The sequence below is a fragment of the Atopomonas sediminilitoris genome, assembly GCF_022601735.1.
Taxonomy (GTDB): Bacteria; Pseudomonadota; Gammaproteobacteria; order Pseudomonadales; family Pseudomonadaceae; genus Atopomonas; species Atopomonas sediminilitoris.
Genome location: NZ_JAKUMM010000008.1, coordinates 45,416 through 71,556, shown reverse-complemented (window position 1 = coordinate 71,556; position 26,141 = coordinate 45,416). Strand labels below are relative to the sequence as shown.

The 26,141-nt window shown below is 59.3% G+C and carries 23 protein-coding genes and 2 tRNA genes; 18 read left to right on the top strand and 7 right to left on the bottom strand.

All coding sequences use genetic code 11. The annotated features are described in order from the left end of the window. Positions 1-36 precede the first annotated feature (36 nt). Entirely contained in the window at positions 37-885 is an 849-nt protein-coding gene (locus MKI83_RS13335) for a hypothetical protein (protein ID WP_241587236.1), read from the top strand. Between the two features lie 79 nt (positions 886-964). Here the strand turns inward: MKI83_RS13335 and asd are convergent, their stop codons facing one another. Genes asd through MKI83_RS13320 form a run of 3 tightly spaced genes read right to left on the bottom strand, consistent with a single transcriptional unit; the run spans position 965 to position 4,327 of the window. Then, positions 965-1,822: an archaetidylserine decarboxylase gene (gene asd / locus MKI83_RS13330; RefSeq protein ID WP_272493066.1), complete on the bottom strand. Its 858-nt coding sequence runs from the start codon at positions 1,820-1,822 to the stop codon at positions 965-967. Positions 1,823-1,835: 13 nt separating this feature from the next. Next, positions 1,836-2,651: a rhodanese-like domain-containing protein gene (locus MKI83_RS13325; RefSeq protein ID WP_241587231.1), complete on the bottom strand. Its 816-nt coding sequence runs from the start codon at positions 2,649-2,651 to the stop codon at positions 1,836-1,838. A 59-nt stretch (positions 2,652-2,710) separates the two neighbouring features. After that, on the bottom strand, positions 2,711-4,327 hold the full coding sequence (locus tag MKI83_RS13320; protein ID WP_241587228.1) for an HDOD domain-containing protein: 1,617 nt from the start codon (positions 4,325-4,327) through the stop codon (positions 2,711-2,713). Positions 4,328-4,442: 115 nt separating this feature from the next. On the opposite strand from MKI83_RS13320, the gene motA reads away from it, so the two are divergent. Continuing rightward, entirely contained in the window at positions 4,443-5,294 is an 852-nt protein-coding gene (gene motA / locus MKI83_RS13315; RefSeq protein ID WP_241587225.1) for a flagellar motor stator protein MotA, read from the top strand. A gap of 10 nt (positions 5,295-5,304) precedes the next feature. Beyond that, positions 5,305-6,279 carry a flagellar motor protein MotB gene (gene motB, locus MKI83_RS13310; protein WP_241587223.1) on the top strand — a complete coding sequence of 325 codons (975 nt, stop codon included), beginning with the start codon at positions 5,305-5,307 and terminating at the stop codon, positions 6,277-6,279. A gap of 6 nt (positions 6,280-6,285) precedes the next feature. On the opposite strand, the gene rsgA is transcribed toward motB, so the two are convergent. Then, positions 6,286-7,305 (bottom strand): small ribosomal subunit biogenesis GTPase RsgA, encoded by a 1,020-nt coding sequence (gene rsgA / locus MKI83_RS13305; protein ID WP_241587221.1) that lies wholly within the window; start codon positions 7,303-7,305, stop codon positions 6,286-6,288. Positions 7,306-7,434: 129 nt separating this feature from the next. Between rsgA and orn the strand changes: the two genes are divergently transcribed. Next, positions 7,435-7,977 carry an oligoribonuclease gene (gene orn / locus MKI83_RS13300; RefSeq protein WP_241587218.1) on the top strand — a complete coding sequence of 181 codons (543 nt, stop codon included), beginning with the start codon at positions 7,435-7,437 and terminating at the stop codon, positions 7,975-7,977. 22 nt (positions 7,978-7,999) lie between these two features. Here the strand turns inward: orn and queG are convergent, their stop codons facing one another. Next, positions 8,000-9,082, bottom strand: coding sequence for a tRNA epoxyqueuosine(34) reductase QueG (queG, locus tag MKI83_RS13295; RefSeq protein WP_241587216.1), 1,083 nt, complete (start codon positions 9,080-9,082; stop codon positions 8,000-8,002). A 57-nt stretch (positions 9,083-9,139) separates the two neighbouring features. Here queG and MKI83_RS13290 point away from each other — a divergent pair, with 57 nt between their 5' ends. The 12 genes from MKI83_RS13290 (at position 9,140) to MKI83_RS13235 (ending at position 22,089) form a co-directional block, all read left to right on the top strand. Continuing rightward, positions 9,140-10,633, top strand: coding sequence for an NAD(P)H-hydrate dehydratase (locus tag MKI83_RS13290; RefSeq protein WP_241587213.1), 1,494 nt, complete (start codon positions 9,140-9,142; stop codon positions 10,631-10,633). Then, a complete protein-coding gene (tsaE, locus tag MKI83_RS13285; RefSeq protein WP_241587210.1) occupies positions 10,621-11,085 on the top strand; it encodes a tRNA (adenosine(37)-N6)-threonylcarbamoyltransferase complex ATPase subunit type 1 TsaE in 465 nt (154 codons plus the stop codon). Before MKI83_RS13290 ends, tsaE begins: the two co-directional genes overlap by 13 nt. Before the next feature lie 53 nt (positions 11,086-11,138). Next, positions 11,139-12,584: an N-acetylmuramoyl-L-alanine amidase gene (locus MKI83_RS13280; RefSeq protein ID WP_241587208.1), complete on the top strand. Its 1,446-nt coding sequence runs from the start codon at positions 11,139-11,141 to the stop codon at positions 12,582-12,584. A gap of 1 nt (position 12,585) precedes the next feature. Then, complete coding sequence (gene mutL / locus MKI83_RS13275; protein WP_241587206.1) at positions 12,586-14,472, top strand: DNA mismatch repair endonuclease MutL; 1,887 nt, start codon at positions 12,586-12,588, stop codon at positions 14,470-14,472. After that, on the top strand, positions 14,472-15,422 hold the full coding sequence (gene miaA / locus MKI83_RS13270) for a tRNA (adenosine(37)-N6)-dimethylallyltransferase MiaA (protein ID WP_241587204.1): 951 nt from the start codon (positions 14,472-14,474) through the stop codon (positions 15,420-15,422). The genes mutL and miaA overlap by 1 nt, the downstream gene beginning before the upstream one ends. A 99-nt stretch (positions 15,423-15,521) precedes the next feature. Next, the gene (gene hfq / locus MKI83_RS13265) at positions 15,522-15,770 is read left to right on the top strand and encodes an RNA chaperone Hfq (protein WP_241587202.1); all 249 of its coding nucleotides are present in this window, start codon (positions 15,522-15,524) and stop codon (positions 15,768-15,770) included. 17 nt (positions 15,771-15,787) lie between these two features. Continuing rightward, positions 15,788-17,086, top strand: coding sequence for a ribosome rescue GTPase HflX (gene hflX, locus MKI83_RS13260; protein WP_241587200.1), 1,299 nt, complete (start codon positions 15,788-15,790; stop codon positions 17,084-17,086). 95 nt (positions 17,087-17,181) lie between these two features. Then, the gene (gene hflK, locus MKI83_RS13255) at positions 17,182-18,375 is read left to right on the top strand and encodes an FtsH protease activity modulator HflK (RefSeq protein WP_241587198.1); all 1,194 of its coding nucleotides are present in this window, start codon (positions 17,182-17,184) and stop codon (positions 18,373-18,375) included. Next, on the top strand, positions 18,375-19,244 hold the full coding sequence (gene hflC / locus MKI83_RS13250) for a protease modulator HflC (protein WP_241587196.1): 870 nt from the start codon (positions 18,375-18,377) through the stop codon (positions 19,242-19,244). Before hflK ends, hflC begins: the two co-directional genes overlap by 1 nt. Positions 19,245-19,349: 105 nt before the next feature. Further along, positions 19,350-19,538 carry a DUF2065 domain-containing protein gene (locus MKI83_RS13245; RefSeq protein ID WP_241587194.1) on the top strand — a complete coding sequence of 63 codons (189 nt, stop codon included), beginning with the start codon at positions 19,350-19,352 and terminating at the stop codon, positions 19,536-19,538. A gap of 22 nt (positions 19,539-19,560) precedes the next feature. Continuing rightward, positions 19,561-20,748, top strand: a complete 1,188-nt coding sequence (locus MKI83_RS13240; protein ID WP_241587192.1) for an ATP phosphoribosyltransferase regulatory subunit — start codon at positions 19,561-19,563, stop codon at positions 20,746-20,748. Positions 20,749-20,796: 48 nt separating this feature from the next. Beyond that, on the top strand, positions 20,797-22,089 hold the full coding sequence (locus tag MKI83_RS13235) for an adenylosuccinate synthase (RefSeq protein WP_241587190.1): 1,293 nt from the start codon (positions 20,797-20,799) through the stop codon (positions 22,087-22,089). Between the two features lie 120 nt (positions 22,090-22,209). Here the strand turns inward: MKI83_RS13235 and MKI83_RS13230 are convergent. Then, positions 22,210-22,296 (bottom strand) — tRNA-Leu (locus MKI83_RS13230). A gap of 82 nt (positions 22,297-22,378) precedes the next feature. Further along, positions 22,379-22,465 (bottom strand) — tRNA-Leu (locus tag MKI83_RS13225). A 182-nt stretch (positions 22,466-22,647) separates the two neighbouring features. On the opposite strand from MKI83_RS13225, the gene rnr reads away from it, so the two are divergent. Continuing rightward, complete coding sequence (gene rnr, locus MKI83_RS13220; protein WP_241587188.1) at positions 22,648-25,314, top strand: ribonuclease R; 2,667 nt, start codon at positions 22,648-22,650, stop codon at positions 25,312-25,314. Further along, complete coding sequence (gene rlmB, locus MKI83_RS13215; protein WP_241587186.1) at positions 25,311-26,051, top strand: 23S rRNA (guanosine(2251)-2'-O)-methyltransferase RlmB; 741 nt, start codon at positions 25,311-25,313, stop codon at positions 26,049-26,051. Before rnr ends, rlmB begins: the two co-directional genes overlap by 4 nt. The last annotated feature ends 90 nt before the right edge of the window (positions 26,052-26,141 follow it).

Genomic DNA, 26,141 nt, shown 5'->3' with positions numbered 1-26,141 from the left:
CCTGCGGCGCAACCTCATGACACGGAGAATAACAATATGGTGCAGGTGGACGTTTTTTGGTCTTACGGCCTAGGCGCAGGTTTTGCCCTGGCAGCGGCGCGGCAATTAGCCGCTGCGCCGGCGGGCGAGAAGCTGCTAGATAACCCCTTTTTTAGTCGCACATTGCTGTATTTGGCACTGTTGTTTGGCCCGTCAGGGATGATTCTGCTATGGCAGTTTCCGGACTGGGAGACCATGCAGGTGGCCCGCCAATTAACCGATCTGCCGACGTGGCTTGGCGTGGGTTTTGCGGTCACCAATATCACCCAAGGCATCTTGGGGTTTTATCTGTGTCGCGCGCTGATTCGCCAAGGGCGCAGCTACCAAGCGTTCTGGCATCTGCTGTTGGCCTACTTCGGCATGTTATTTATCTTGGTGCACGGCTGGGATGGCTTGGGTTATCAGCGCTTTTTATCTGCTGACCATCAAGTGTTTGCCCAGTGGCATTGGGGCTTGGCGCTGGAGTGGTTTTTCTCGCCGGTTGCGCTGACTTTGTACGCCATGGGCGCGATCTTGTTGCCGGTGCTGTTCATCTGGATGGTGACGTGGCTAGCGAAAGGGCGCGCGCAGGCTGGCGCAACATTACCCAACCGTGCCGGCGAGCCGAATAACCTGCTGACCGTTGTGACCTTATTGGCGCTGGTGTTTGGCTTGGTGCTGGGCTCGGCGATTGTGGTGAGTGTGGCGGTGCACTGGCTGGGCTGGGCGCTGGGTGCGCTATTCGGGGTGGCGTGGCTTGCGTTGTTAGGGCTGCCGCAAGCGGGCCCGGCGCGTTGGTTCTATCGACGCCTGTTGTGGCTGCCCGCGCCGCGCGCTGTGGTGAGCGAGCGCTTGGCCACAGCGTAATGAGGATCAGTGGACTGCGTTAGAACCACAAGGCCGCCGAAGTAGGCGGCCTTATGCTGTCTCAGCGAGGCGGATTGGCTCAGTGCGGCAAGCCGAGTTGCTCGCCCATACGCACTGGGCTGGTTTCGCCCAGTTGTGCCGCCCAGCGAACTTGTTCGGGGCCGAACAAGACGATCGCGGTGGAGCCTAATTTGAAACGGCCAAGCTCTGCGCCACGCTCCAGCACGATGGGCTGGCGTGCGGCTTCATCGTAGCGCACCGCTTTGAGCGCGCGCTTGGGTGGGGTGATATGGCCGGCGAACACGGTTTCAATCGCCGCCACAATCATGGCGCCGACCAGCACCACGGCCATCGGCCCGCGCTCGGTGTCGAAGATGCACACGGCGCGTTCGTTGCGCGCAAATAGCTCCGGCACGTTTTCGGCGGTGGTTTGGTTAACCGAGAACAAACGACCGGGCACGTAAATCATTTCCTTCAAGGTGCCGGTCAATGGCATGTGCACGCGGTGGTAGTCCTTGGGCGACAGGTACACGGTGGCAAACTCACCCCCCATGAACGGCTCAGCCCGCGTAGCGTCGCCGCCGAGTAGCTCGGTCACGCTGAAGCTGTGGCCTTTGGCTTGGAAGATGCGGCCGTGCTCGATTTTACCCAGTTGGCTGATGGCGCCATCGGCGGGGCAAAGAATGCTGCCGGCGGTGCTGTCCAGTGGGCGCGCTCCATCTTTTAACGCACGGGTGAAGAAGGCGTTGAAGTGTTCGTAAGCGGTCAGGTCTTCCACGGCGGCTTCGCTCATGTTGACTTGGTATTGCTTGGCGAACCAGCCGATCAGGCGGTCTTTAAACCATGCTGCACGGCATTCGGCGGCGCAGCCGATCAGGCGCGACAGCAAGTGGTGCGGCAGCAGGTGCTGCGCGGCAATAAACAGATTTTTTTTCAGTGACATAACAGTCTCAAATTTCCACAGGGGTATCAGGATGGTTGCCCCACTCGGACCACGAGCCAGCATAGGCGCGCACGCGAGGGTAGCCCAAGGCTTTGGCGACTAAGTAGGTAAAGCCGGAGCGGTGATGCGTTTGGCAATGCGTGACGATGTCTTTATCAGGCGTAATGCCGTGGGCGATCAGCACCTCAACAATGTCGCTGCGAATGCGCAGGCCACGGGTTTTATCCATGCCGGCGGTCCACTCAAAATTGACCGCGCCGGGGATATGGCCCCCTTTGGCGGCTAACACTTTCTCGCCGCTGTACTCGCCGGGCGAGCGGGCGTCCCAGATGCACAGCTCAGGGTTGCCGAGCTCTGCCTGCAAAGCCTCGCGGCTGATGGTCGGCGCATCGCTGAGCGTTAGCGGCACTGGTTGCGTACAGGCGGCGGGAATCTCGCGCGTTAGCTGTAAGCCCTCGCCAGCCCATGCATGCAAACCACCGTTGAGGTAGTGGTAGTGGCGATGACCGATGACATCCAGCAGCCAGATAAAGCGTCCGGCCCAACCGCCGCCCTCATCGTCATAAACCACGTACACAGCATCGCGACGATGCCCAAGCTCAGTGAAGATGGCTTGTAGCTGCTCAAGGCTTGGCAATAAGCCGGGCGCTGGCGCTTGGCCGGCCATGGTGCGCTTGGGGTCAATGTAGCGCGCGCCGGGCAGGTGGCCTTCGGGGTAGCGGCTGCTCTGGCACAGGTCGACCAGAATCAGTTCTGGCGCGTCGAGGTGGGCAGCCAGTTGCGCGGGCTCTAAGACCAGCGGCAGATCAGCAAAGGCGCTCATGGCGACTCCTTCAGGATTGAACCGCTGATTCTAACCAAGCTGAGGCGCGGGGGCGACCGTCACGCTTGGGCACGGCCGCGCTTGGTGTAAATCTGCAGGCCTTTTTCCAGTGCTTGGGCGGTGCGGGTAAAGGCTTGCACCTGCATGTCGTCGATGGCATTGCCGCCGGCATCGGCGATCAACAACATGACCACTTTTTCGCCTTGGCTGAGCGAGCGCAGCAGCAGGTGTTGGCCGTCAAAAAGAGGCTTGAGCTGCCCTGGAATGTGCGCGCTATAGCGGTTGTAGTTGCTGGAGTCGATGTGCAGTAGCGCCGGCTCAGCCATTAATTTGCGCAGTAAGGGGCTGGGCTGGATCTCCAGCTTTAAGTTGCTTAAGGGTTGGGCAAAGCCGTGTGACTGCTGGGCCACCATAAAGCTGCGTTCGCGGTTGGGCAGCAGCAGTAGAACACGTTGCATACCACAGGTGACGGCAGTGTCGCGGGCGCACTGGGTTAATTGCAGCACGCTGTTAAACGGCGATGGGCTTTGTTGCAGTTGCGCGATCAGTGTCTTCCACTGTGGTAGCTGCTTGGCCAGTTGTGCGCGCGCGGCGGCTTTCTCGGCGTTCTCGCGTGCTGGGTCGGCTGGGCGTGCGGCGGCTGGCTTGGCTTCGGCTTTAGGCTCAGGTTTGAGTTCAGTTTTGGGTTCAGGCTTAAAGCGCACTTCATCCCATGGCCACAGCAGCGCTTGCGCTGGGTGCCAATGCGCACTGGATGGCAGTTGGCGGGCACTTTTGGCGGCTAACTGGTGGATGAGTCCCTGCACTTGTCCCAACGGCTCACGCAGATACAGCGCGGTCAGTTGCTGCCAGCGCAAGGTGTGCACGCTGCCCCAGCGGTTATGCGCGGCAACAGCCAGGGCATTGGCCAGCAATACGGTGTTGGCTGGTTGCGTCAGCCAAATCGCCAATTCTTGCTCGGCGTCGAGTTTTTGCAGTTGCTGTTGTGGGGTTTCACAGGTGCGAGCCACATGCAGCGCTTTCACTAAAAAGCGCCGCTCTTGGCCGAGCAGCTCATAGCTGCGGGCGATCCATTCCGGTAAGCCCCAGTGTTCGCTGAGCTTGGCGGCCATCTCGGTGAGGCGGATGCCCAGCAGCTCTTTTTCAACCTTGGCCTCACTTTCGCCTTGGCGTAAAACGCGTTTTTCCCACTGCTCATACAGTTCGGGGGCGACGCTGCACAGTGCCCAGCACGGCGCGAGAAACAACAGGCTGCCCCAGTGAATTTCGGTCCACAGGCGGGCTAGGCGCTGGGCGAATAAGCCGTTGGCTTGGGTGCTGGCGTGCTGCGATATAATCAATGTCTGCCTCAGTCCCCGCGGCAGCTGCTCGGGCTCTTTGCTCGGCATGGCCTTGATCAGTTGCTCGACTTTACCGAGGCCGAGGCGGTTAATCGCGACTTCTAAACTTTCGGCGCGGTTATCCACGGCACGGCCACGGTTGGCGGCGCGCATCACTTGCAGCACCATCGGTGGAAACTGCTGCAACCGTTCAGCAATATCACGCAGACTTAAGCGATCACTGGCGACAATTTCGCGGGCGGCTTTTAGCTCGCTCGCGGCAACGGGGATCGGCGCGCGGTCGAGTAAATCAACCCAGCCTTTAACAGTTTTCGGCAGCACGCGTTGGTTGGCCATAAGGGTCCGTGTGTAGCAATTCGTATAGTGGGACTATAGTCTGGCGCAGGGCTTCCGATAAATAGAAAGCGCTAACGCGATGCGTTGGTATTGTTTTTTCTGCAAGGTTAGATAGATGGCCAAAATCATCGGCATCATTATTGTGTTTGCGGGCGTGCTCGGCGGCTATGTGCTGGCGCATGGTGAAATCATGGCCATTGTGCAGCCGTTAGAAGTGCTGATCATCGGTGGAGCAGCGCTGGGTGCCTTTTTGCAGGCCAACCCCGGCAGTACTTTTATGCAGGTGCTGAAAAAGTCCATCAGCATGTTTGGCTCGCGCTTTACCCACGCCTACTACTTGGAAATCTTGGGCATGCTTTACGAGATTCTGAACAAGAGTCGCCGCGAAGGCATGATGTCGATTGAGTCTGACATCGAAGACCCTATGACCAGCCCGATTTTCAGCAAGTATCCCGCGTTAATAAAAAACCCGCAGATGATGAACTTTATCTGCGACTACCTGCGGTTGATGTCCTCTGGCAACATGGCGCCGCATGAGTTGGAAGGCTTGTTCGATATGGAGCTGGAGTCGCTCAAGCATGAGCTGGATCACCCCGCCCATGCGGTCACGCGGATTGCCGATGGCCTGCCAGGCTTCGGTATTGTCGCGGCGGTACTGGGTATCGTGATCACCATGGGGATGCTGGGCTCGGGTGACCAAGCGGCGATTGGTCAGCACGTGGCTGCTGCGTTGGTGGGGACCTTCTTGGGTATTTTGGCCGCGTACGGCTTCTTTGGTCCGCTGGCGACCTCGCTGGAGCACGATGCCCACGAAGAGCTAAACGTCTACGCCTGTATTAAAGCCGCCTTGGTGGCCTCGGCGTCGGGCATGCCGCCGTCGCTGGCGGTGGAGTTTGGGCGTAAGGTCTTGCTGCCCGCGCATCGACCAACCTTTAGTGATGTGGATGCCGCCGTTCGCGGGCGCTGAGGTTTAAGCCATGGATAACGCGCAGCCGATCATTATTAAGCGGGTTAAAAAGGTTGTCGGTGGCCACCACGGTGGCGCGTGGAAGATTGCTTTTGCCGACTTTGCCACGGCGATGATGGCGTTCTTCTTGGTCTTGTGGCTGCTCTCGAGCGCCACCCCGGAACAGCTCAAGGCCGTGTCGGGCTACTTTGAAGACCCGATCGGTTTTAGCGAGAGTGCCAGCCCTTACGTGATTGATTTGGGTGGTTCGCCACAAGTGTCGCCTAATAAAACCTTGAATAAGGACCAAGACACGGGCCAGCAGCAACGCATTACGCTGGATAAAGAGCAGGTCGAGACGTTGGCCGATCGCATCGAGCAAGAGCGCTTGTCGCTGTTGATGCAGGAGTTACAGCAAAAGGTCGATGAAAGCCCTGAGCTTAAGCGCTTCAGTGAGCAGATCATGTTTGAGATCACCCCTGACGGCCTGCGGATTCAAATCACCGATGCGGAAAATCGGCCGATGTTTTCTTCGGGCAGTGCGCATTTACAGCCGCACTTTGAGGAGATTTTGCTGGCGCTGGCGGACACCATTCGCGCGGTGCCGAACAAGATCAGCATTGGTGGGCACACCGATGCGCAGCCTTATGTTGGACGCAAGGATTACAGCAACTGGGAGCTGTCCAGCGAGCGGGCCAACGCGGCACGTCGTGCCTTGGAGTTTGGCGGCTATCCCGACGGGCAAGTGGCGCGGGTGGCCGGCTATGGTTCGTCGTCGTTGTTTGATGCCAGCGACGAGCTCAATCCGACCAATCGGCGGATCGATATCATGGTCCTGACCAAGCAAGCGCAGGCGGCGATTGAGGGTGAGACACACACGCCCGAAGTGCCGGTTGAGTCGGCGGTAACGCCAGAAGCTGCCGCGCCCGTGTCAGGCGCAGCAGGGCAGCCTGCGGTGAATATCTTTGAAAGCGGTGGCCCGCTGTCCGCACCGGCGAACCCTTAAGCCGACTTAGTACTCTTTCTCGGGCAAGCTGGCGAGGATATGGCGATAGCTGTTGATGCGCAGCGGGCTGACCGTGCCGTCTTCCAGTGCCTTGAGTAGGGCGCAGCCTGGCTCTTGTTCGTGCTTGCAGTCGCGAAAGCGACAACGGCCGAGCAAATCGCGGAACTCAACAAAGCCGTCTTCCACCGCATGGCGGTCGATATGGCTTAGGGCGAACTCGCGGATACCCGGTGAGTCAATCAAATCGCCACCGCTGGGGAAGTGAAACAAGCGCGCCGTGGTGGTGGTGTGCGTGCCCTTGCCGGTGGCTTGCGACAAGTCGCCGACGCGGGTGTCTTCACCCGGCAGTAAGGTGTTGACCAACGATGACTTACCCACGCCCGATTGCCCAACAAACACGCTGATGTGCCCATCGAGCGCGGCATACAGCTGCTCCATGGCGTCGCCATGGTGGGCTGAGACTTCCAGCACCTGATAGCCCAGTCCGCGATAGGTATCGAGCATGCTGTGCAGTCGTGGGCTGTTTTCGTCGTTCAGTAGATCGACCTTGTTCAGCAGCAACAAAGGTTTGATGCCCGCGTGCTCGGCGGCGACCAGATAGCGGTCGATCAGGTTGGCGTGCGCGTGCGGCTCGGGGGCGATCACGATGAGGATTTGCTCAACGTTGGCCGCCACAGGCTTCAGTTGGCCGTGGTTGTTGGGGCGGCACAGCTCCGAGGTGCGCGGCAGCTGGGCCACGATCACGCCGTTGTCTTGGTTGCCGGCGCGCCATACCACGCGATCGCCGGTCACCAGTGCCGGCAAGTTAGCGCGCAAGTGGCAGCGATGCCGCACGCCTTCATCGCTTTCCACCTCAACCGTGACGCCAAAGTGCGCGATCACCAAACCGGTTTGCTCGGGGCCTAGGTCGCCGCCTTCCAGTTCTTCCACGGCGCGGGCTTCGCGCTTGGCGGCGCGCGCGCTGCGCTCGTCTTGAATCTTCTGGATCCGCCATGTTTGGCGGCGGTTGAGTTGGCGTTTGGCCATGAGAAATACATCGCATCGAGAAAAGTGTGGCGAGTGTAGCCCTAACCACGGCGGGGGTCAGTAGCGGATGCGCCGGCAGCCGTGCGTGAGCCTTGCTAGAATGCCGGCATTGCCCGTTGGAGCTGAGCCATGCAAAACGCAAAAAACCTGATTTGGATCGATCTGGAAATGACCGGTCTGGACCCTGATAACGATCGCATCATCGAAATTGCCACCTTAGTCACCGATGCCGACCTGAATATTTTGGCCGAAGGCCCGATGCTGGCGATTCATCAGAGTGATGAGGTGTTGGCCGGGATGGATGAGTGGAATACCCGCCAGCACGGCCAGTCGGGTCTGACCGAGCGTGTGCGTCAGAGCCGCGTGAGCGAAGACGAAGCCTGTGCCCAGACCATTGCCTTCTTGCAGCAGTGGGTGCCGGAGCGCACGTCACCGATGTGCGGTAACAGCATTTGCCAAGATCGCCGCTTCTTGTACCGCCACATGCCGGCGCTGGAGCACTTCTTCCACTACCGCAATTTGGATGTTTCAACCCTCAAAGAGCTGGCCGCGCGCTGGGCGCCGCACGTGAAAGACGGGGTTAAGAAGCAGAGCAGCCACTTGGCGCTGGACGATATTCGTGATTCGGTGAATGAGCTGCGCCATTACCGCGAGCACTTTATTAAGTACTAAGCGATGCCGATGAGGCGCCTTTTTAGTGGGCGCCTTTTGTGTTCAGGCGCTGCGCGTGTTGCGTTAGCGCCCAGCTCACATGTTCTTGCACGAGGTCGCTGGGGTAATCGCGGCGCTGTTCAAGCGCGGCTAATACCTCAGGGCTGGATTCGGCATTGCCGAGGCCAACGGCTAAGTTACGCAGCCAGCGCTCAAAGCCTGCGCGGCGAATTGGCGAGCCTTCGGTGCGGCTAAGAAACGTCGCTTCATCCCACAGAAACAGTTCGGCCAACTGGCTGCGATCCAGCGCGTGGCGCGGCTGAAAATCGCCTTGGCCGGTGGGGCGCGCAAAACGATTCCACGGACACACCAATTGGCAGTCGTCGCAGCCAAACACGCGATTGCCCATCATGCTGCGCAACTCCTCGGGAATGCTGCCCTTAAGCTCGATGGTCAGGTAAGAAATGCAGCGGGTGGCATCCAAAACATTGGGGCCGACAAAGGCGTTGGTCGGGCATTTATCCAAGCAAGCGCTGCAACTGCCGCAGTGATTTTTGCCGTAGGGCGCATCCACCGGTAGCGGTAGGTCGGTGTACAGCTCGCCAAGAAAAAAGAAACTGCCGGCTTGGCGGTTGATCAGCATGGTGTTTTTGCCAATCCAGCCAAGGCCGGCTTGATCGGCGAGGGCCCGCTCTAGCACCGGGGCGCTGTCGACAAAGGCACGAAAACCAAACGCGCCGATCTCCGCTTGAATTTGCTCGGCCAGTTGCGCGATGCGCTTGCGGATCAGCTTGTGGTAGTCGCGGCCCAAGGCATAGCGCGATACATAGGCTTGTTGCGGGTTGCTCAGCACTTGCGTCATGCCGGTGTCGGCGGGCAGGTAGTCCATGCGCAGCGACACCACGCGCAAGGTGCCGGGTACCAGCTGCTCGGGGTGGCTGCGTTTGCTGCCATGGCTGGCCATGTAGTCCATTTCACCGTGATAACCGGCCGCTAACCATTCATCCAGTCGCGTTTCATGTGCGCCCAGCTCAACGCCGGCGATGCCGACTTGCTGAAAGCCCAGTTCGCGCCCCCAGGTTTTAATGCGCTGGGCCAGCTCAGTGAAGTCAATGGTGGTGGTCATAACAGCTCGATGGGCAGGGATAGGTATAATTTTGCCAAACCCTGGGGAGTTTGCCTCATGTTTGCTCACAATTGGCCTACGGCGCTGCACAGCGCCGAGCAGGTTCGTGCGATGGATGCGGCGCTGATCGCCGCCGGTACACCGAGTTTCAGTTTAATGCAGCAGGCGGCGGCAGCGTGCTGGCGCGTGTTGCGTAAGCATTTTGCAAAGGCTGAAGCGGTCACGGTTTTGGCCGGGCATGGCAATAATGCCGGCGATGGTTATTGGCTGGCGACATTAGCCGCGCAGGCGGGCTGGCAGGCGCAGGTGCTGTATGTGGTCGAGCCGGCGCAGCTGGCTGGCGACGCAGCTCGCGCGGTGGCTGCGGCTCAGGCGGCCGGGGTGTCATTGCAGCCGTTTAACGAGGCGTGTCAGGGCGCGGGCGTGTTGGTCGATGCGCTGCTGGGTACGGGCCTTAAAGGCGCGGTGCGTGAGCCTTACGCGACGGCGATTCGCTGGCTCAATCGGCAAGATTTGCCGGTGCTGGCGGTGGATATTCCCTCAGGGCTGAGTGCCGATAGCGGCGCGGTGCTGGGGGATGCGGTGCGCGCGGATGTGACCGTGAGTTTTGTCGGCTTAAAGCTGGGCTTGTTCACCGGTGCCGGCCCCGATCATGTCGGGCACTTGAGTTTTGCAGCCTTGCAGGGCGACGGCGCGCAGGCGGCGATTGCTCCGCAGGCGCATGCCTTGACGGCGGCCAGCACGGCGCGCTTAGCACCGCGCCGTGCCAGTACGCACAAGGGGCAACTTGGCCATGTGCTGATTGTGGGCGGCGATCACGGTATGGGCGGTGCGGTTATTTTGGCGGCGCAAGCGTCGCTGCGTTTGGGCGCGGGCATGGTCAGCGTGGCTACGCGCGCCGAGCATATTGCGCCGCTGTTGGCTCGACAGCCCGAGGTCATGGCCTGTGCGGTGCGCTCGTCGGGCGAGTTGGCGCCCTTGCTGGCTCGCGCCAGTCATGTGGTGTTAGGGCCTGGTCTTGGTCAATCGGCTTGGAGCGTGAGTCTGGCCAGTGCCGTGGCAGCCAGTGATAAAGCGCAGCTGTGGGATGCCGACGCGCTCAATTTGTTGGCGGCCGGGCGCTTGGCGCCACCGCAGGCACCTTGGATAATCACCCCGCATCCCGGCGAGGCAGCGCGGCTGCTCGCGCTCAGCAGCGCGCAGGTACAGGCGGATCGCCCAGCGGCATTGGCGCAATTAACGGCACGCTTTAAGGCCTGCGTGTTGCTTAAAGGTGTCGGCACTTTGCTCGGTGCGGCCGATGCGGCCGTGTACTGTTGCCCACACGGGCATCCGGCTATGGCCGGGCCGGGGTTGGGCGATGTGCTCAGTGGTGCGCTGGCTGCTGTGTGGGCGCAAGGTTTGGCGCCGTTACCGGCGGCGTGCTTGGCCAGTTATTTACATGCCTGTGCCGGTGAACGGCTGGGCATTGCGGGGCGCGGTTTGGCGGCGGCGGATTTGGTCGCTGTTATGCGACAACTATTGGAGGAACATGCACCGTGTCGAAGCTGACCGTGCACTTGGCCGATGAAGCGGCCACGCTGGCCCTTGGCCAACAACTGGCCGCCGCACTGCAAGAAGGTGACGGCGGAGTCATCTTTTTAGAAGGTGATCTGGGCGCCGGTAAAACCACCTTCAGTCGTGGTTTCATTCGCGCTTTAGGGCACGACGGTGCGGTGAAAAGTCCGACCTTTACCTTGGTTGAGCCCTACGAACTGCCGGCGCTCAGCGTGTATCACTTTGACTTGTACCGTTTGGCCGATCCCGAGGAGCTGGAGTTTCTCGGGATTCGCGATTACTTGCGTCCCGGTAGCGTCTGTGTGATCGAGTGGCCAAGCAAAGGCGACGGCGTTTTGCCAAAGCCTGATCTGGTCATTACCATAGCCTTGGATAATCAGGCGCGCCGAGCCAGTCTCGACGCGTTTAGCGAGCGTGCACAGCGCTGGTTGCAGGCGCTTGGCTGAGTTAAGCCGCGCCTTAGCGCCGCAAAAGCCGCATGAGAATAAGAGGGTGGGGGATGGCAGCAACGCTGCAGCGCATTAAGTGGGCTTTCGGGCTGGCCGTTACCGGGCTGGTTACGACGCTAAGTGGCGCAATTCAGGCGGCCGACATCCAGAGCGTGCGTGTTTGGCGCGCGCCGGACAACACACGTCTGGTGTTTGATCTCTCCGGTCCCGTGCAGCACACCGTCTTTACCTTGAGTGCACCTGAGCGCGTGGTGATTGATGTGCCGGCCTCAAGCTTTAAAGCGACGGTCAATCAACTCGAACTTAAAGGCACGCCGATTCAAAGCGTGCGGGCGGCGATGAACACGCCCACCGACTTACGCGTGGTGCTCGATCTGAGCGCAGGCGTCAATGCCAAGAGCTTCACCTTGGCCCCTAACGCACAATACGGCCATCGTTTGGTGATCGACCTGTTCGATCAGCCGGCGGGCGCGACCTCAAACGTAGCGACTGCGGCTGCGACTGCATCAACGCCGGTTCCGACACCGCCGCCCGCGGCTCCTGCGCAACCGCTGAGCACGCCAAGCGTGCCGGGCAAGCTGACACCGTTGCCAACGCGCGGTTCGCGAGACGTGATCATCGCCATTGATGCCGGTCACGGCGGCGAAGATCCGGGCGCGCTGGGCCCCAACGGCCTGCGTGAGAAGCACGTGGTGCTGTCGATCGCTAAAGAGCTGCAACGCCAGCTCACGGCGCAGCGGGGTATCCGCGCTGAGCTGACGCGCACCGGTGACTACTTTATTCCACTGCGTAAACGCACCGAGATTGCCCGCGCTAAAGGCGCCGACATGTTTGTCTCGATCCACGCCGACGCCGCGCTGCGTAAAGAGGCCTACGGCGCCTCGGTGTTTGCCCTGTCTGGCAGCGGTGCGACCTCCGAAACCGCGCGCTGGCTGGCGGATAAAGAAAACCAGTCCGACATGATCGGCGGGGTTGGCGGCGTCAGTCTGGATGATCACGACAAGATGCTGCGCGGCGTGCTGCTGGATTTGTCGATGACCGCGAGCATGTCCTCCAGTCTCGACGTGGGGCAAAAAGTGCTCAATAACATGGGGCGCATCACGCGCCTGCATAAGCGTCGCGTTGAACAGGCGGGCTTTATGGTGCTGAAATCGCCGGATATTCCGTCGATCTTGGTCGAAACCGGATTTATCTCCAATCCGGGCGAGTCAGCGCGCTTGGCCACCAAGGCGCATCAACAAGCTTTGGCACGGGCAGTGACCGCCGGCTTGAAAGAGTATTTTCACCAAAGTCCGCCGGTCGGTACTTATCTGGCTGGGCAAAAAGACAGCGGCAAGCTGCCGCAAGGGCCGCGTCAGCATGTGGTCAGTCGTGGCGATACGCTGGCGGTGATTGCGACGCGCTACCAAGTGCCCTTACATAACCTGCGCCGCGCGAATAATTTGTCGACCGATGTGATCAAGGTTGGTCAGACCCTGAACATTCCGGTGAATTGATATGACCGCGTTACCGCGTATCCAGCTGCTCTCGCCGCGGCTGGCCAACCAAATTGCTGCCGGTGAAGTGGTCGAGCGCCCCGCCTCGGTGGCCAAAGAGTTGTTGGAAAACTGCCTCGACGCCGGCGCCACACGCATCGATGTGGATGTGGAGCAAGGCGGCGTTAAGCTTTTGCGCGTGCGTGATGATGGCTGCGGGATTGCCGAGGAAGACCTCGCGCTCTCGCTGGCGCGCCACGCCACCAGCAAAATCCACAGTCTGGAAGACTTAGAGGGCGTGGGCAGCTTGGGCTTTCGTGGCGAGGCCTTGGCCTCAATCAGTTCGGTCTCGCGGTTAACGCTGACCAGCCGAACCGCCGATGCCGATAAAGCCTGGCAAGTGTTCAGCGAAGGCCGCGATATGCAGGCGCAAATCCAACCGGCGGCGCACCCCAAGGGCACCACGGTGGAAATGCGCGACTTGTTCTTCAATACGCCGGCACGCCGTAAGTTTTTGCGCGCGGAAAAAACCGAATTCGACCATCTACAAGAAGTGGTGAAACGCCTTGCTCTGGCGCGTTTCGATGTGGCGTTTAACTTGCGCCATAACGGTAAAAGCGTGCTTAGCCTGCAAGCGGCGCACGATGAGGCGAGCATGGCGCGCCGCGTGGGATTGGTCTGTGCCACCGGCTTTTTAGAACAAGCTTTGCCGATTGATGTTGAGCGCAATGGCTTGCGCTTGTGGGGCTGGGTGGGTTTGCCGACCTTCTCGCGCTCACAGGCGGATTTGCAGTACTTCTACGTCAATCGACGCATGGTGCGCGACAAACTAGTAGCGCACGCGATTCGTCAGGCTTACCGCGACGTGCTGTTTAATGGTCGTCATCCGGTGTTTGTGCTGTTTCTGGAAGTAGACCCGCACGTGGTTGACGTTAACGTGCACCCGACTAAGCACGAAGTGCGCTTTCGTGATTCGCGCATGGTGCATGACTTCTTGTACGGCACCTTGCACCGCGCGCTGGCCGATGTGCGCCCTGAGCAGCAAATGCCGCCCGCGGCGACCAGTCTCGATAGTCTAAGCGGTGCGCCGATTAAGCTAACCGGCGCTGAGGCTGGCGAGTTCGGCCCGCAAGGCGAGATGGGCCTGCGCGAGCCGGTGTTGCAGGCACAGCCGAGCTTCAATCCGGCGCCCTCGGCGAGCGCGGCAGGTTACGCGGCAGGCACGGGGTTCCGCCCGCAAAACACGGGGCCTGCCTTTGGTGCTGAGGCGCGCGCAGGCTACCAACAGCTTCATCAGCCGTTGGCTGATGCCGCCGATAGCCCGTTGCCGCCGCTGGGCTACGCGCTGGCGCAGCTCAAAGGCATCTACATTTTGGCGGAAAACGCCGAAGGTTTAGTGCTGGTGGATATGCATGCCGCCCACGAGCGCATCATGTACGAGCGCTTAAAAGCCGCCATGGCCAGCGAAGGGCTCAAAGGTCAGCCCTTGCTGGTGCCCGAATCAGTCGCGCTCAGCACGCGCGAAGTCGACTGCGCACAAGAGCACGGTGACTGGTTTGCCAAGCTGGGTTTTGAGCTACAACCCTTGGGGCCGGAAACCTTGGCCATCCGCCAAATCCCGGTGTTGCTCAAGCAGGCCGAGGCCGAGCGCTTGGTGCGTGATGTGCTCAGTGATCTGCTGGAATACGGCAGCAGCGATCGTATCCAGGCGCATTTAAACGAACTGCTGGCGACCATGGCGTGTCATGGCGCGGTGCGCGCCAATCGCCGTCTCACGCTGCCAGAGATGAACGCTTTGCTGCGCGATATGGAGCAAACCGAGCGCAGCGGTCAGTGCAATCATGGTCGGCCAACTTGGACGCGTTTAACCCTTGATGAGCTCGATAAGCTCTTTTTGCGAGGGCGTTGATGAGTTGCGGCAATGGGCCTGTGATATGCCTGATGGGCCCTACGGCCTCCGGCAAAACTGCGCTGGCGCTAGAGCTGGCCGATGCCTTGCCGGTGGATTTGATCAGTGTGGACTCCGCTCTGGTCTATCGCGGCATGGATATCGGAACGGCTAAGCCTGACGCCGCGATGCTGGCGCGTTATCCGCATCAACTGGTCGATATCCTTGAGCCGACTGTGGCCTATTCGGCAGCTGAGTTTGTGAGCGATGCACGTGCCGCTATCCGCGCCAGCCATGCCGCAGGGCGCATACCGCTGCTCGTGGGCGGCACCATGTTGTACTTCAAAGCCCTGTTAGAAGGCATGGCGACTATGCCCAGCGCCAATCCTGAGGTGCGCGCTGCGCTGCAAGCACAAGCCGCCGAGCAAGGTTGGGATGCCCTGCATGCGCAACTGCAGGCGATTGATCCGCAGTCCGCAGCGCGTATTCACCCGAACGATCCGCAGCGGCTGCTGCGCGCGCTTGAGGTGTGGCAAGTGTCGGGCAAAACCATGAGCGAGCATCGCGCCGAGCAGGCCCAAGCTGGCGCAGCGTGGCCTTACCCGACGGTGCAGCTAGCGATTGCGCCGCAAGACCGCGCCGTATTGCATCAGCGTATTGCACAACGATTTGCACAAATGTTGGAACAAGGCTTCGTGGATGAGGTCATAGCCCTGCGTGCGCGAGGTGACTTACTGCCGTCGATGCCGTCTATGCGTGCGGTAGGTTATCGCCAAGCCTGGGATTACTTAGATGGCGCTTTAGACTATGCAGGCTTTCGGGAGAAGGGCATCATTGCCACCCGACAGTTGGCTAAGCGGCAATTTACTTGGCTGCGTAGCTGGTCTGAGCTCACTTGGTTGGACAGTCTGGGGCAAAACAACCTGACCCACGCCTTGAAATGTTTAGAAAAGGCCCAAACATTGGCCTGAGACTCTCGCATTTGGCGTCTATGCTTAGCGCAGGTGGGGTGCGACCCGCCAATTGAGCGCTAAATCACATAAAAATATTTATCCGAAAGGAGTGCAACCATGTCAAAAGGGCATTCGCTACAAGACCCTTATCTCAACACCCTGCGCAAGGAACGCGTGCCGGTTTCTATTTATTTGGTTAACGGCATCAAGCTGCAAGGCCAAATCGAGTCGTTTGACCAGTTCGTGATCCTCCTGAAAAACACCGTCAGCCAGATGGTGTACAAGCATGCCATTTCGACTGTCGTGCCGAGTCGTCCCGTGCGTCTGCCTAGCAGCGAGCAGGATGGTCTGGAACAAAGCGAATAATATCTAAGGCGGTTTGATTGTTCTTTGAGCGTCATGGGGGCGGCGAGCGCGCCCTGTTGGTTCATTTGGAAGGCTCTGCCCCCGAGACGCGCGAGGACCCGCAAGAGTTTCTCGATTTGGCGCGCTCGGCTGGCGCCGACATTGCCGAATTCGTCACCGTGCGCGGGCATAAGCCCAGCGCTAAGCTGCTGATTGGCAGCGGTAAGGTCGAAGAGTTAGCCGCTTTGGTGAAGGCTGACGAAATCGATCTGGTGATTTTTAATCACGCCCTCTCTCCCAGTCAGGAACGTAACCTTGAGCGCGAGTTTCAGTGTCGCGTGATTGATCGCACTGGCCTGATTCTGGATATCTTCGCTCAGCGTGCGCGTACCCATGAGGGTAAGTTGCAGGTTGAGTTGGCGCAGCTGGATCATGTCAGCACACGCCTAGTGCGCGGCTGGACCCACCTTGAGCGACAAAAAGGCGGTATTGGTCTGCGTGGCCCAGGGGAGACCCAGCTCGAAACCGACCGGCGTCTGTTGCGGGTGCGAGTGCGGCAGATCAAACAAAAGCTGGAAAAAGTCCGCTCGCAGCGTGAGCAAGCACGCCGTGGCCGCAAGCGAGCCGAAGTGCCGCTGGTGTCGTTGGTGGGCTACACCAATGCCGGCAAATCGACGCTGTTCAATACGCTGACCGAGTCGGGTGTGTACGCGGCGGATCAACTGTTCGCGACCCTTGATCCGACTTTGCGACGTCTCGAAATTCCCGAGCTTGGGCCGGTGGTACTGGCGGACACCGTGGGCTTTATTCGGCACTTGCCGCACAAGCTGGTGGAGGCCTTTCGAGCCACGCTGGAAGAGTCCGCCGAAGCGGATTTGTTATTGCACGTGATCGATGCGCACAGCGATGAGCGCGCCGAACAAATGCAACAAGTAGGGCATGTGCTGGGCGAAATCGGTGCCGACAAGGTGCCGATGCTTGAGGTGTTTAACAAAATTGATTTGCTGGAGGCGGTCGAGCCACAAATCCAGCGCGATGCCGATGGCCGGCCGCAGCAGGTGTGGATTTCTGCGCAGGCTGATCAAGGTCTCGAGCTGATTGGCGAGGCGATTCGTCAGCTGTTGGGTGAGGAGCGCTTTATTGCGACCCTGTGCCTGCCGCAGCGCTTTGCCCGCTTGCGTGCTTTGCTGCACGACGCCGGCGCCGTTCAGCATGAAGATTACAGCGAGCAGGGCGACATGCTGCTTGAGGTGAATTTGGCGCGCAGCGACCTCAATCGCTTGCTCAGTCGCGAAGGCGAGCGTCCAGATGAGTTTATTCAACGACATACTTTGTAACGTGTTCAGAGGCTGGGGGTTTGCTACCCTGCCGTGACAATCGTTAGCATTTCGACCGAATGTGCGTCGCACTGCGCCAGACAACGGAGAACGCTATGGCCTGGAATGAACCGGGTAATTCGAACAACCAAGACCCATGGGGCGGCGGCCGTAAAGGCGGTGGCAACAACGGTAATAACGGCAACAATGGCGGGGATCGCCAAGGTCCGCCGGATTTGGACGAAGCCTTCCGCAAGCTGCAAGAAAGCCTCAATGGCATCTTCGGTGGCGGGAAAAAATCATCCGGCGGCGGCTCATCCAATAATGCCGGCAGCTTCGGCGTATTCGGCTTGGCCGTGCTGCTGATCGCCGGTGCTTGGGTGTACAACGCGGTGTACGTGTTGGACGAACAAGAGCAGGCCGTCATTCTGCGCTTCGGTAAGTACAACGACACGGTCGGCCCCGGTGGCTTGCACATGTACTTCCCGCCGTTTGAGGCTAAGTTCCAAGAAAACGTCACCCGCGAGCGTGCTTACAGCAACCAAGGCGCGATGCTGACCATGGACGAGAACATTGTTGAGGTGCCGCTGACGGTGCAATACCGCGTCAGTAACCTTGAACACTATGTCCTCAATGTTGATCAGCCCGAAGTGAGCTTGCAGCACGCCACAGAAAGTGCGCTGCGCCACGTGGTGGGCTCGACCACCATGGACGGGGTGCTGACCGAAGGTCGTGAGCAGATGGCGGTTGAAGTGACCCAGCGTCTGCAGCACTTCTTGGATACCTACAAAAGCGGTATCACCGTCAGCCAGGTCAACATTCAAAACGCCGCTGCCCCGCGTGAAGTGCAGGATGCGTTCGATGACGTGATCCGTGCTCGTGAAGACGAGCAGCGCGAAAAGAACCAAGCGGAGTCCTATGCCAACGGGGTGATCCCTGAAGCGCGTGGTCAAGCGCAGCGGATTCTGGAAGACGCCAGTGCATATCGCGACGAACTGATCTCGCGCGCAACCGGTGAGGCCAAACGCTTTAACCAGCTGCTGACCGAGTACCAGCGAGCGCCAGAAGTCACCCGTCAGCGTTTGTACCTAGAAACGGTAGAAGAAGTGCTGGCCAACACCAGTAAGGTGCTGGTCACCGGTAAAGAAGGGCAGAACAACCTGCTGTATTTGCCGCTGGATAAGATGGTTGAGCGTCGCGGCCCGTCTGCGGCTGTCGAAGAGGGCACATCCTCTTCTTCGCGCAGCACCACCTCGCGCGTCCAGACTGACTTTAATGACCGCAACTTGCGTAGCCGGGAGAGTCGCTGATGTCTAACAAATCTCTAGGCGTACTGATTGTCGGTGTTGTGCTGGCCCTGATCGGCTGGAACAGCTTCTACATCGTGCTGCAAACGGAGCGAGCGGTGTTGCTGCGCTTCGGTAAAATCGAAAATGCCAACGTGGCGCCCGGTCTGCATATCAAGATTCCGGTGGTTAACGAGGTGCGTAAGTTCGACGGCCGCCTGCTGACCTTGGACTCACAAACCCAGCGCTTCCTGACGCTGGAAAAGAAAGCCGTGATGGTGGATGCCTATGCCAAGTGGCGTATCGCTGACCCAGAGCGCTTCTATACCGCGACTTCGGGTAACAAGCTGGTGGCTGACGAGCGCTTAGCGCGTCGTCTGGATGCTGGCCTGCGTGACCAGTTTGGTAAGCGCACGTTGCATGAAGTGGTGTCCGGTGAGCGTGATGCGCTGATGGCTGATATCACCGGCTTGCTGGATAAGGCTGCGCGTCGCGAACTGGGCATTGAAGTGCTGGATGTGCGCGTCAAGGCAATCGACCTGCCCAAGGAAGTCAACCGCTCGGTGTTTGAGCGGATGGCGACTGAGCGCGAGCGAGAAGCACGCGAGCACCGCGCCAAAGGTCGTGAGCAGGCTGAAGGGATTCGCGCCGATGCCGATCGCCAGCGTCGCGTTATCGTGGCGGAGGCGTACCGTGAATCGGAAGAAATCCGCGGTGAAGGTGATGCCAAGGCCGCCGCGCTATACGCCGATGCTTACAACAAGAACCCTGAGTTCTATGCCTTCTACCGTAGCTTGCAGGCCTATCGCCAGTCGCTGTCGGACAAAGGCGATGTGCTGGTGCTGGATCCGGACAGCGAATTCTTCCGCTACCTGAAGCAGGCCAAGCCATAACGACATCACCCCAGCATGGATCGCCGTGCTGGGGTGACCGCCGGATAAAACGTGGTATCATTCGGCAGCCGGGATTTCCCGGCTTTTTTGCGTCTGCGAGATCCTATGTGGCAAGAGTTGGCGATTGCCTTGTGTTTGATGTTGGTGCTGGAAGGCATGCTGCCGTTTTTGAATCCACAGTCTTGGCGCAACATGGTGCTAAGTGTGGCGCAGCTAACGGATCAGCAATTACGTGTGGGCGGTTTTGTGCTCATGTTGCTAGGCGTTGCCAGCCTGTATGGGGTTCGTGGGTAAGTTTTAGATGAGGAGAGCGTGCATGAGCAGGGTAGATCGCTGGCTACTGCCGGACGGCATTGAAGAAGTCTTGCCGACTGAGGCTGCGCAGATCGAATTGGCCCGCCGCCAATTGTTGGATGTGTTCACTAGCTGGGGCTATGAACTGGTCATCACGCCGCATATCGAATTTTTAGACTCGTTGCTGACAGGCGCCGGGCAAGACTTAGAGCTGCAGACCTTTAAAGTTACGGACCCGTTGTCCGGGCGCTTGATGGGCCTGCGTGCTGATATCACACCACAAGTGACGCGCATTGATGCGCACACCTTGCGCCGCGAAGGGCCGAGCCGCCTGTGTTATGTCGGCAGCGTGCTGCACAGTAAGCCGCGTGCGCTCAGTACCTCGCGCAGCCCAATTCAACTCGGTGCCGAACTGTACGGTGATGCCAGCTACGCCAGTGATCTTGAAGTCATCGGCTTAATGCTGGCCACGCTCACGCAAATGCAGGTTGAGCAGGTACACCTCGAGCTGGGGCACGTAGGGATTTATCGCGCCTTGGTCGCGGAGGCAGGTCTCAGCGGCGATAGCGAATTGCAGTTGTTTGACGCCTTGCAGCGCAAAGACGGCGATGCTGTTAAGCAGCTGACGGCAGATGTAGCTGCGCCGCTAGCGGGCATGCTGCAAGCGCTGGTTGGCTTGTGCGGTGGCGTTGTGGTGCTGGATCAGGCAGAAGCGCTGCTGGCGCAAGCGCCGCAGGCCGTACAGCAGGCGTTGGCCGATGTGCGTCAAGTGGCGAACTTGTTAACCGAGCGCTTCCCCAGTCTGCCGCTGTATTTTGATTTGGGCGAGCTGCGCGGCTATCACTACCACACCGGTATGGTGTTTGCCGCGTACGTGCCAGGCTGTGGCCAAGCGATTGCCCAGGGCGGTCGTTACGACAATATCGGCGCTGACTTTGGTCGCGCCCGCCCAGCAACGGGCTTTTCTACCGACTTAAAAACCTTGGTCAGCTTGGGGCAAGTGCGCCAGCCAACCAAGGTGGGCGCGATTTGGGCGCCGGCGACCACCTCAGCTACGCTTTGGCAGCAAATCAGCCAGTTGCGCGCTGCGGGTGAGTGTGTGGTGCAAGCGCTGCCGGGGCAGGCAGTGCAGGCCGCGCGAACGGCGGGCTGCGACCGCCAGTTAACTGAACAGGCGGGTCAATGGCAGCTGTTGCCGCTGACTGAATGATTTATACGCGGCCTGCGGGCCGCTGCTTCCTTTGACGGGGATATTGGTATGGGTAAGAACGTAGTTGTCCTGGGCACCCAATGGGGTGATGAGGGCAAAGGTAAGATTGTTGACTTGCTGACGGATCAAGCAGCGGCAGTGGTGCGCTACCAAGGTGGCCATAACGCCGGTCATACGCTGGTGATCGAGGGTGAGAAGACCGTTCTGCACCTGATTCCTTCGGGTATTTTGCGTGACGGCGTGCAGTGCCTGATCGGCAACGGCGTAGTGTTGGCGCCCGATGCCTTGTTGCGTGAAGTGCAGCAGTTGGAAGAAAAAGGTGTGCCGGTGCGCGAGCGTCTGCGCATCAGTGCGGCTTGCCCGCTGATTCTGTCCTACCATGTGGCGCTTGACCAGGCGCGTGAAAAAGCACGCGGCGATGCCAAGATTGGCACGACCGGTCGCGGCATCGGCCCTGCCTACGAAGATAAAGTAGCGCGTCGTGGCTTGCGTGTAGCGGACTTGTTCAATCCTGAGCGTTTGGCCAGCAAGCTGGCTGAAGTGCTGGAGTACCACAACTTCGCCCTGCAGCATTACTACAAGTGCGAGCCTATCGATCTGCAAGAAACACTCGCGCAGTGCACGGCGTATGCCGAGGCGCTAAAGCCGCTGGTGGTTGACGTCACCGCCAAGCTGCACGAGCTGCGTAAAGCCGGTGAGCACATCATGTTTGAAGGTGCGCAAGGCTCGCTGCTGGATATCGATCACGGTACTTACCCCTTCGTTACCAGCTCCAACACCACCGCCGGCGGAACCGCGACCGGTTCAGGCTTTGGCCCGCTGTACTTGGATTACATCTTAGGTATCACCAAGGCTTACACCACGCGCGTGGGCTCGGGTCCGTTCCCGACAGAGCTGTTCGATGACAACGGCGCTTACTTGGCTAAGCGTGGTCATGAGTTCGGTGCTACGACAGGCCGTCCGCGTCGCTGTGGTTGGTTTGATGCGGTCATCTTGCGCCGCGCCATTGAAGTCAACAGTATTTCTGGCTTGTGTCTGACCAAGCTGGATGTGCTCGACGGGCTGGAGAAGATCTACCTGTGCATCGGCTATCAGCGCGACGGCCAAGATGTGATCGACGCGCCATTGGATGCTGAGGGTTACGACAACCTCGTGCCGGTATACGAAGAAATGCCCGGCTGGAGCGAAAACACGCTTGGCGCCAAGCGCTTAGAAGACTTGCCGCAGGCAGCGCGCAATTACATTGCGCGTATTGAGGAGCTCGTCGGTGCGCCGATCGATATCGTATCGACAGGCCCTGACCGCGAAGAAACCATCGTTTTGCGTCATCCCTACGCGTAACGCTGGTTAGTCAAAAAAGCCGCCTGCGGGCGGTTTTTTTGTGCCTGCTGAAAGCCGTTACTGCGCGTGCTGCTTTTTTGTAGGCAAAATAAAACCCCGCACGTGGCGGGGTTTTATGCATGGTGCCCAGGAGAAGACTCGAACTTCCACGGCCGTAAAGCCACCAACACCTGAAGCTGGCGTGTCTACCAATTCCACCACCTGGGCAAACTCAGTAGCAGCTAACAAGCGCACCATGCGTGTTTGTTAGCTGAATGAAAAGCCCCGCGTAAGCGGGGCTTTTCGAAAATGGTGCCCAGGAGAAGACTCGAACTTCCACGGCCGTAAGGCCACCAACACCTGAAGCTGGCGTGTCTACCAATTCCACCACCTGGGCATGTCAGCAAGCGGGCTGGGCCTGCTTGGTTGACGGCGCGAACTATACGAGCCACTTAAAAAACTGTAAACCCCTGACCGTAAAAAAATTTTATTTTCCGCTCGAAGGTGTATGAAAACCCCATTTCGCGCTTCAATAGACACATGACTAAAAAAACACCCCCCCAAGGAGCCGCCAGCCCAATGACCGATTGGCAGGCTGAAGATCCTAATGCCGCTACCGAAGCGGAAAAATACGAACGTCCAGTCCCTAGCCGCGAGTACATTCTCGAATGGTTAGAGAAACGCGGTGCGCCGGCCAATCGTGAGCAACTCGGCGCAGAGCTGGGTATCGACGATGATGAAGAGCTGGTGGAAGGCTTGCGCCGCCGCTTGCGCGCCATGGAGCGCGACGGGCAGTTGATCTATACCCGTCGCGGTGCTTATGCGCCGGTGGATAAGCTCGACTTGATTCGCGGTCGCGTGCAAGGCCATCGGGATGGCTTTGGCTTTCTGGTGCCTGACGATGCCAGTGATGATCTGTTCTTAAGCCCAGCACAAATGCGTCAGCTGTTTGATGGCGACCGTGCTTTAGCGCGCGTGGCGGGCTTTGATCGCCGAGGCCGCCGTGAGGGGGTCGTGGTGGAAGTGCTCGAGCGTGCGCACCCTGTGGTGGTGGGGCGTTTCTTCGCAGAAAGCGGCGTGGCTTACGTGGTGCCGGATAACCCGCGGATCAACCACGAAGTGCTGGTCTTGGCCGAGAATCAAGGCAAAGCCAAGCACGGCCAGTTCGTGCAGGTGGAGATTTTGCAGTGGCCGAAAAACCACCTGCAGGCGCAAGGCAAAGTCTTAGAGGTGCTGGGCGATTACATGGCGCCGGGGATGGAAATCGAAGTGGCGCTGCGCAGCTACGACATTCCCCACGTCTGGCCCAAAGAAGTAGAAGTTGAGGCGGCCAAGCTGGCGCCGGAAGTGGCAGAAAAAGATAAAGCCAAGCGCATTGATTTGCGCCAAATGCCGTTTGTCACCATCGACGGCGAAGACGCGCGCGACTTTGACGATGCGGTGTATTGCGAAGCGAAAAAAAGCGGCGGCTGGCGTTTGTTTGTGGCCATCGCCGATGTTTCGCATTACGTGCCGGTAGGCAGCGCGCTAGACGCAGAAGGCAAAAATCGCGGTAACTCGGTGTATTTCCCCGAGCGGGTGATCCCGATGCTGCCGGAAGCCTTGTCTAACGGCTTGTGCTCGCTCAACCCGCTGGTGGATCGCTTAGCCATGGTCGCGGAAATGACCATCTCGGCAACGGGCAAACTGACCGGCTACACCTTTTATGAAGCGGTGATTCACTCGCACGCGCGCCTGACTTACACCAAGGTCAGCCAGGTGCTGGAAAAGCCCAACAGCGCCGAAGGCAAACAATTGCGCGGGCAGATGAATCATCTGATGCCGCACCTAAAGCAGCTGTACGCCTTGTACCAAACGCTACTGACGGCGCGTGCCGAGCGTGGGGCGATTGACTTTGAAACCACCGAAACACGCATTGTGTTTGGTGCCGACCGCAAGATTGCCGACATTCGCCCGACTCAGCGCAACGATGCGCACAAGCTGATTGAAGAGTGCATGTTGTGCGCCAACGTCGCCGCCGCTAAGTTCTTGGAGAAGCACGCACTGCCGGCGCTGTACCGTGTACATACCAGTCCGCCGGAGAAAAAGCTGGAAAAACTGCGCGGCTTTTTGGCCGAGCTAGGGCTGGTACTGAACAAAGGCCGGGGCGACCCCACGCCCAAAGATTACCAAGCCTTGCTGGAGGCGATTCAAGATCGCCCCGATTTCCATTTGATCCAAACCGTGATGCTGCGTTCGCTCAGTCAGGCCTGCTACACCGCTGAGAACGAAGGCCACTTCGGTTTGAATTATCAGGCTTACGCGCATTTCACCTCGCCCATTCGCCGCTACCCAGATTTGCTGGTGCATCGAGCAATTCGCAGCATCGTGCGCTCCAACGTGGAGACCAAGCACGTGCGTCGCGCGGGGGCGGTCAACATAGCCAAGGCGCGCATTTATCCCTACGACGAAGCGGCCCTTGAGGATTTGGGCGAGCAGTGCTCGCTCACCGAGCGCCGCGCCGATGAGGCGACCCGCGATGTGGTCAGCTGGCTGAAGTGCGAATACATGCAGGACAAGGTCGGCGAGCGCTTCAGTGGCGTCGTCTCGGCGGTGACCGGCTTTGGCTTGTTTGTTGAGCTGTCGGAGATTTATGTCGAGGGTTTAGTTCACGTCACCGCACTGCCGGGCGATTACTACCACTTTGATGCAGTTCATCATCGCTTGGCCGGTGAGCGTACCGGTCGCAGTTTCCGCTTGGGAGACGAGGTGGAAATCATCGTCGCTCGCGTCGATTTGGACGAGCGCAAACTCGACTTTGAGCTGGCTGAAGCGGCGCAAAGCGTGAACCCTAAACGCCGTCGCGAGCCTCAAGCCAACGAAGGCAGTGGTCGCGGCAAAACCGGTCAGCGCCGGTCACGACAGGCTAAAGGCGCGGAGCCCTCGCCGGAGTTGTTGGCCGAGGCAGCGCGGCAGTTAGCTGAGCGTGACGTTAAGAAAAGTCGTGCCGTGCGGAAGGCATTGCTGGATGAAGCCAAGAGCCAGCAGCGGCATGACGAGCGCACGGCGCCTAAGACGGATAGCCCACGGCCTGCTGGCAAAAAACCAGCGGGCAAAAAGCCGAATAAGAAAACCAGCAAAAAAAGCGGCAGCAAGGCCGCCAATAAGCCAGCGGCTAAAAAAGCCAACACCGGCGCAGGTAAAGCGAAAAAGCCTGCCGCACCGCGTGCGGGGACGCCACGCAATAAGGCACGAGGTAGCGCATGAGTCAGTGGGAAAAGGTCTATGGCGTTCACGCAGTAGAGGCCTTGTTACGCCATCACCCCAAGCGGGTTAAGCAAATTATCTTGGCCAGCGGGCGCGAAGAAAATCGCCTGCAAGCCCTGTATGAATTGGCCGCTGAGCATCGTATCGATATCGTCTACGCCGAGCGGCGTGAGATGGATGAGCAAGCCGATGGTGTCCACCAAGGGGTGATTGCCCACGTGTCGCCGAGCCAAATCTGGGGCGAAGCGATGCTGGAGGAGTTACTGCAGCGCATCGATGGTCCGCCGCTGTTGTTGGTGCTCGATGGCGTTACCGATCCGCATAATCTCGGCGCTTGTTTGCGTACAGCCGATGCGGCGGGTGCGCATGCGGTGATCATCCCAAAAGATAAGTCGGCCACGCTCAATGCCACAGTGCGCAAAGTCGCCTGTGGCGCTGCCGAGGTGATCCCGCTGGTAGCGGTGACCAACTTGGCGCGTACGCTGGAAGTGCTCAAGCAAGCTGGCTTGTGGTTGGTGGGTACCGCCGGCGAAGCGGACAAAATGATTTATGAGCTGGATATGCGCGGCCCTACAGTGCTGATTATGGGCGCTGAAGGCAAAGGTATGCGCCGCCTGACCCGCGAGCATTGCGACTACTTGGCCAAGCTCCCCATGGCAGGCAGTGTCAGCAGCTTGAACGTGTCGGTAGCAACGGGCGTGTGTTTGTTTGAGGTGGTGCGTCAGCGGCAGGGCTAATGGACGAGGCATTGAGGGGCAAGTACGCACAACCAACAATGGTGGCTTGAGAGTCAGCGCTTATTGGATACCCTGATTCGCGCCGGCGTG

What these genes read in the sequence shown, in the direction of transcription:
- MKI83_RS13335 (WP_241587236.1), top strand. Translation starts at nt 37, where the DNA reads ATGGTGCAGGTGGACGTTTTTTGGTCTTACGGCCTAGGCGCAGGTTTT.
- MKI83_RS13325 (WP_241587231.1), bottom strand. Translation starts at nt 2,651, where the DNA reads ATGAGCGCCTTTGCTGATCTGCCGCTGGTCTTAGAGCCCGCGCAACTG.
- MKI83_RS13320 (WP_241587228.1), bottom strand. Translation starts at nt 4,327, where the DNA reads ATGGCCAACCAACGCGTGCTGCCGAAAACTGTTAAAGGCTGGGTTGAT.
- motA (WP_241587225.1), top strand. Translation starts at nt 4,443, where the DNA reads ATGGCCAAAATCATCGGCATCATTATTGTGTTTGCGGGCGTGCTCGGC.
- motB (WP_241587223.1), top strand. Translation starts at nt 5,305, where the DNA reads ATGGATAACGCGCAGCCGATCATTATTAAGCGGGTTAAAAAGGTTGTC.
- rsgA (WP_241587221.1), bottom strand. Translation starts at nt 7,305, where the DNA reads ATGGCCAAACGCCAACTCAACCGCCGCCAAACATGGCGGATCCAGAAG.
- orn (WP_241587218.1), top strand. Translation starts at nt 7,435, where the DNA reads ATGCAAAACGCAAAAAACCTGATTTGGATCGATCTGGAAATGACCGGT.
- queG (WP_241587216.1), bottom strand. Translation starts at nt 9,082, where the DNA reads ATGACCACCACCATTGACTTCACTGAGCTGGCCCAGCGCATTAAAACC.
- MKI83_RS13290 (WP_241587213.1), top strand. Translation starts at nt 9,140, where the DNA reads ATGTTTGCTCACAATTGGCCTACGGCGCTGCACAGCGCCGAGCAGGTT.
- MKI83_RS13280 (WP_241587208.1), top strand. Translation starts at nt 11,139, where the DNA reads ATGGCAGCAACGCTGCAGCGCATTAAGTGGGCTTTCGGGCTGGCCGTT.
- mutL (WP_241587206.1), top strand. Translation starts at nt 12,586, where the DNA reads ATGACCGCGTTACCGCGTATCCAGCTGCTCTCGCCGCGGCTGGCCAAC.
- miaA (WP_241587204.1), top strand. Translation starts at nt 14,472, where the DNA reads ATGAGTTGCGGCAATGGGCCTGTGATATGCCTGATGGGCCCTACGGCC.
- hfq (WP_241587202.1), top strand. Translation starts at nt 15,522, where the DNA reads ATGTCAAAAGGGCATTCGCTACAAGACCCTTATCTCAACACCCTGCGC.
- hflK (WP_241587198.1), top strand. Translation starts at nt 17,182, where the DNA reads ATGGCCTGGAATGAACCGGGTAATTCGAACAACCAAGACCCATGGGGC.
- hflC (WP_241587196.1), top strand. Translation starts at nt 18,375, where the DNA reads ATGTCTAACAAATCTCTAGGCGTACTGATTGTCGGTGTTGTGCTGGCC.
- MKI83_RS13245 (WP_241587194.1), top strand. Translation starts at nt 19,350, where the DNA reads ATGTGGCAAGAGTTGGCGATTGCCTTGTGTTTGATGTTGGTGCTGGAA.
- MKI83_RS13240 (WP_241587192.1), top strand. Translation starts at nt 19,561, where the DNA reads ATGAGCAGGGTAGATCGCTGGCTACTGCCGGACGGCATTGAAGAAGTC.
- MKI83_RS13235 (WP_241587190.1), top strand. Translation starts at nt 20,797, where the DNA reads ATGGGTAAGAACGTAGTTGTCCTGGGCACCCAATGGGGTGATGAGGGC.
- rnr (WP_241587188.1), top strand. Translation starts at nt 22,648, where the DNA reads ATGACCGATTGGCAGGCTGAAGATCCTAATGCCGCTACCGAAGCGGAA.
- rlmB (WP_241587186.1), top strand. Translation starts at nt 25,311, where the DNA reads ATGAGTCAGTGGGAAAAGGTCTATGGCGTTCACGCAGTAGAGGCCTTG.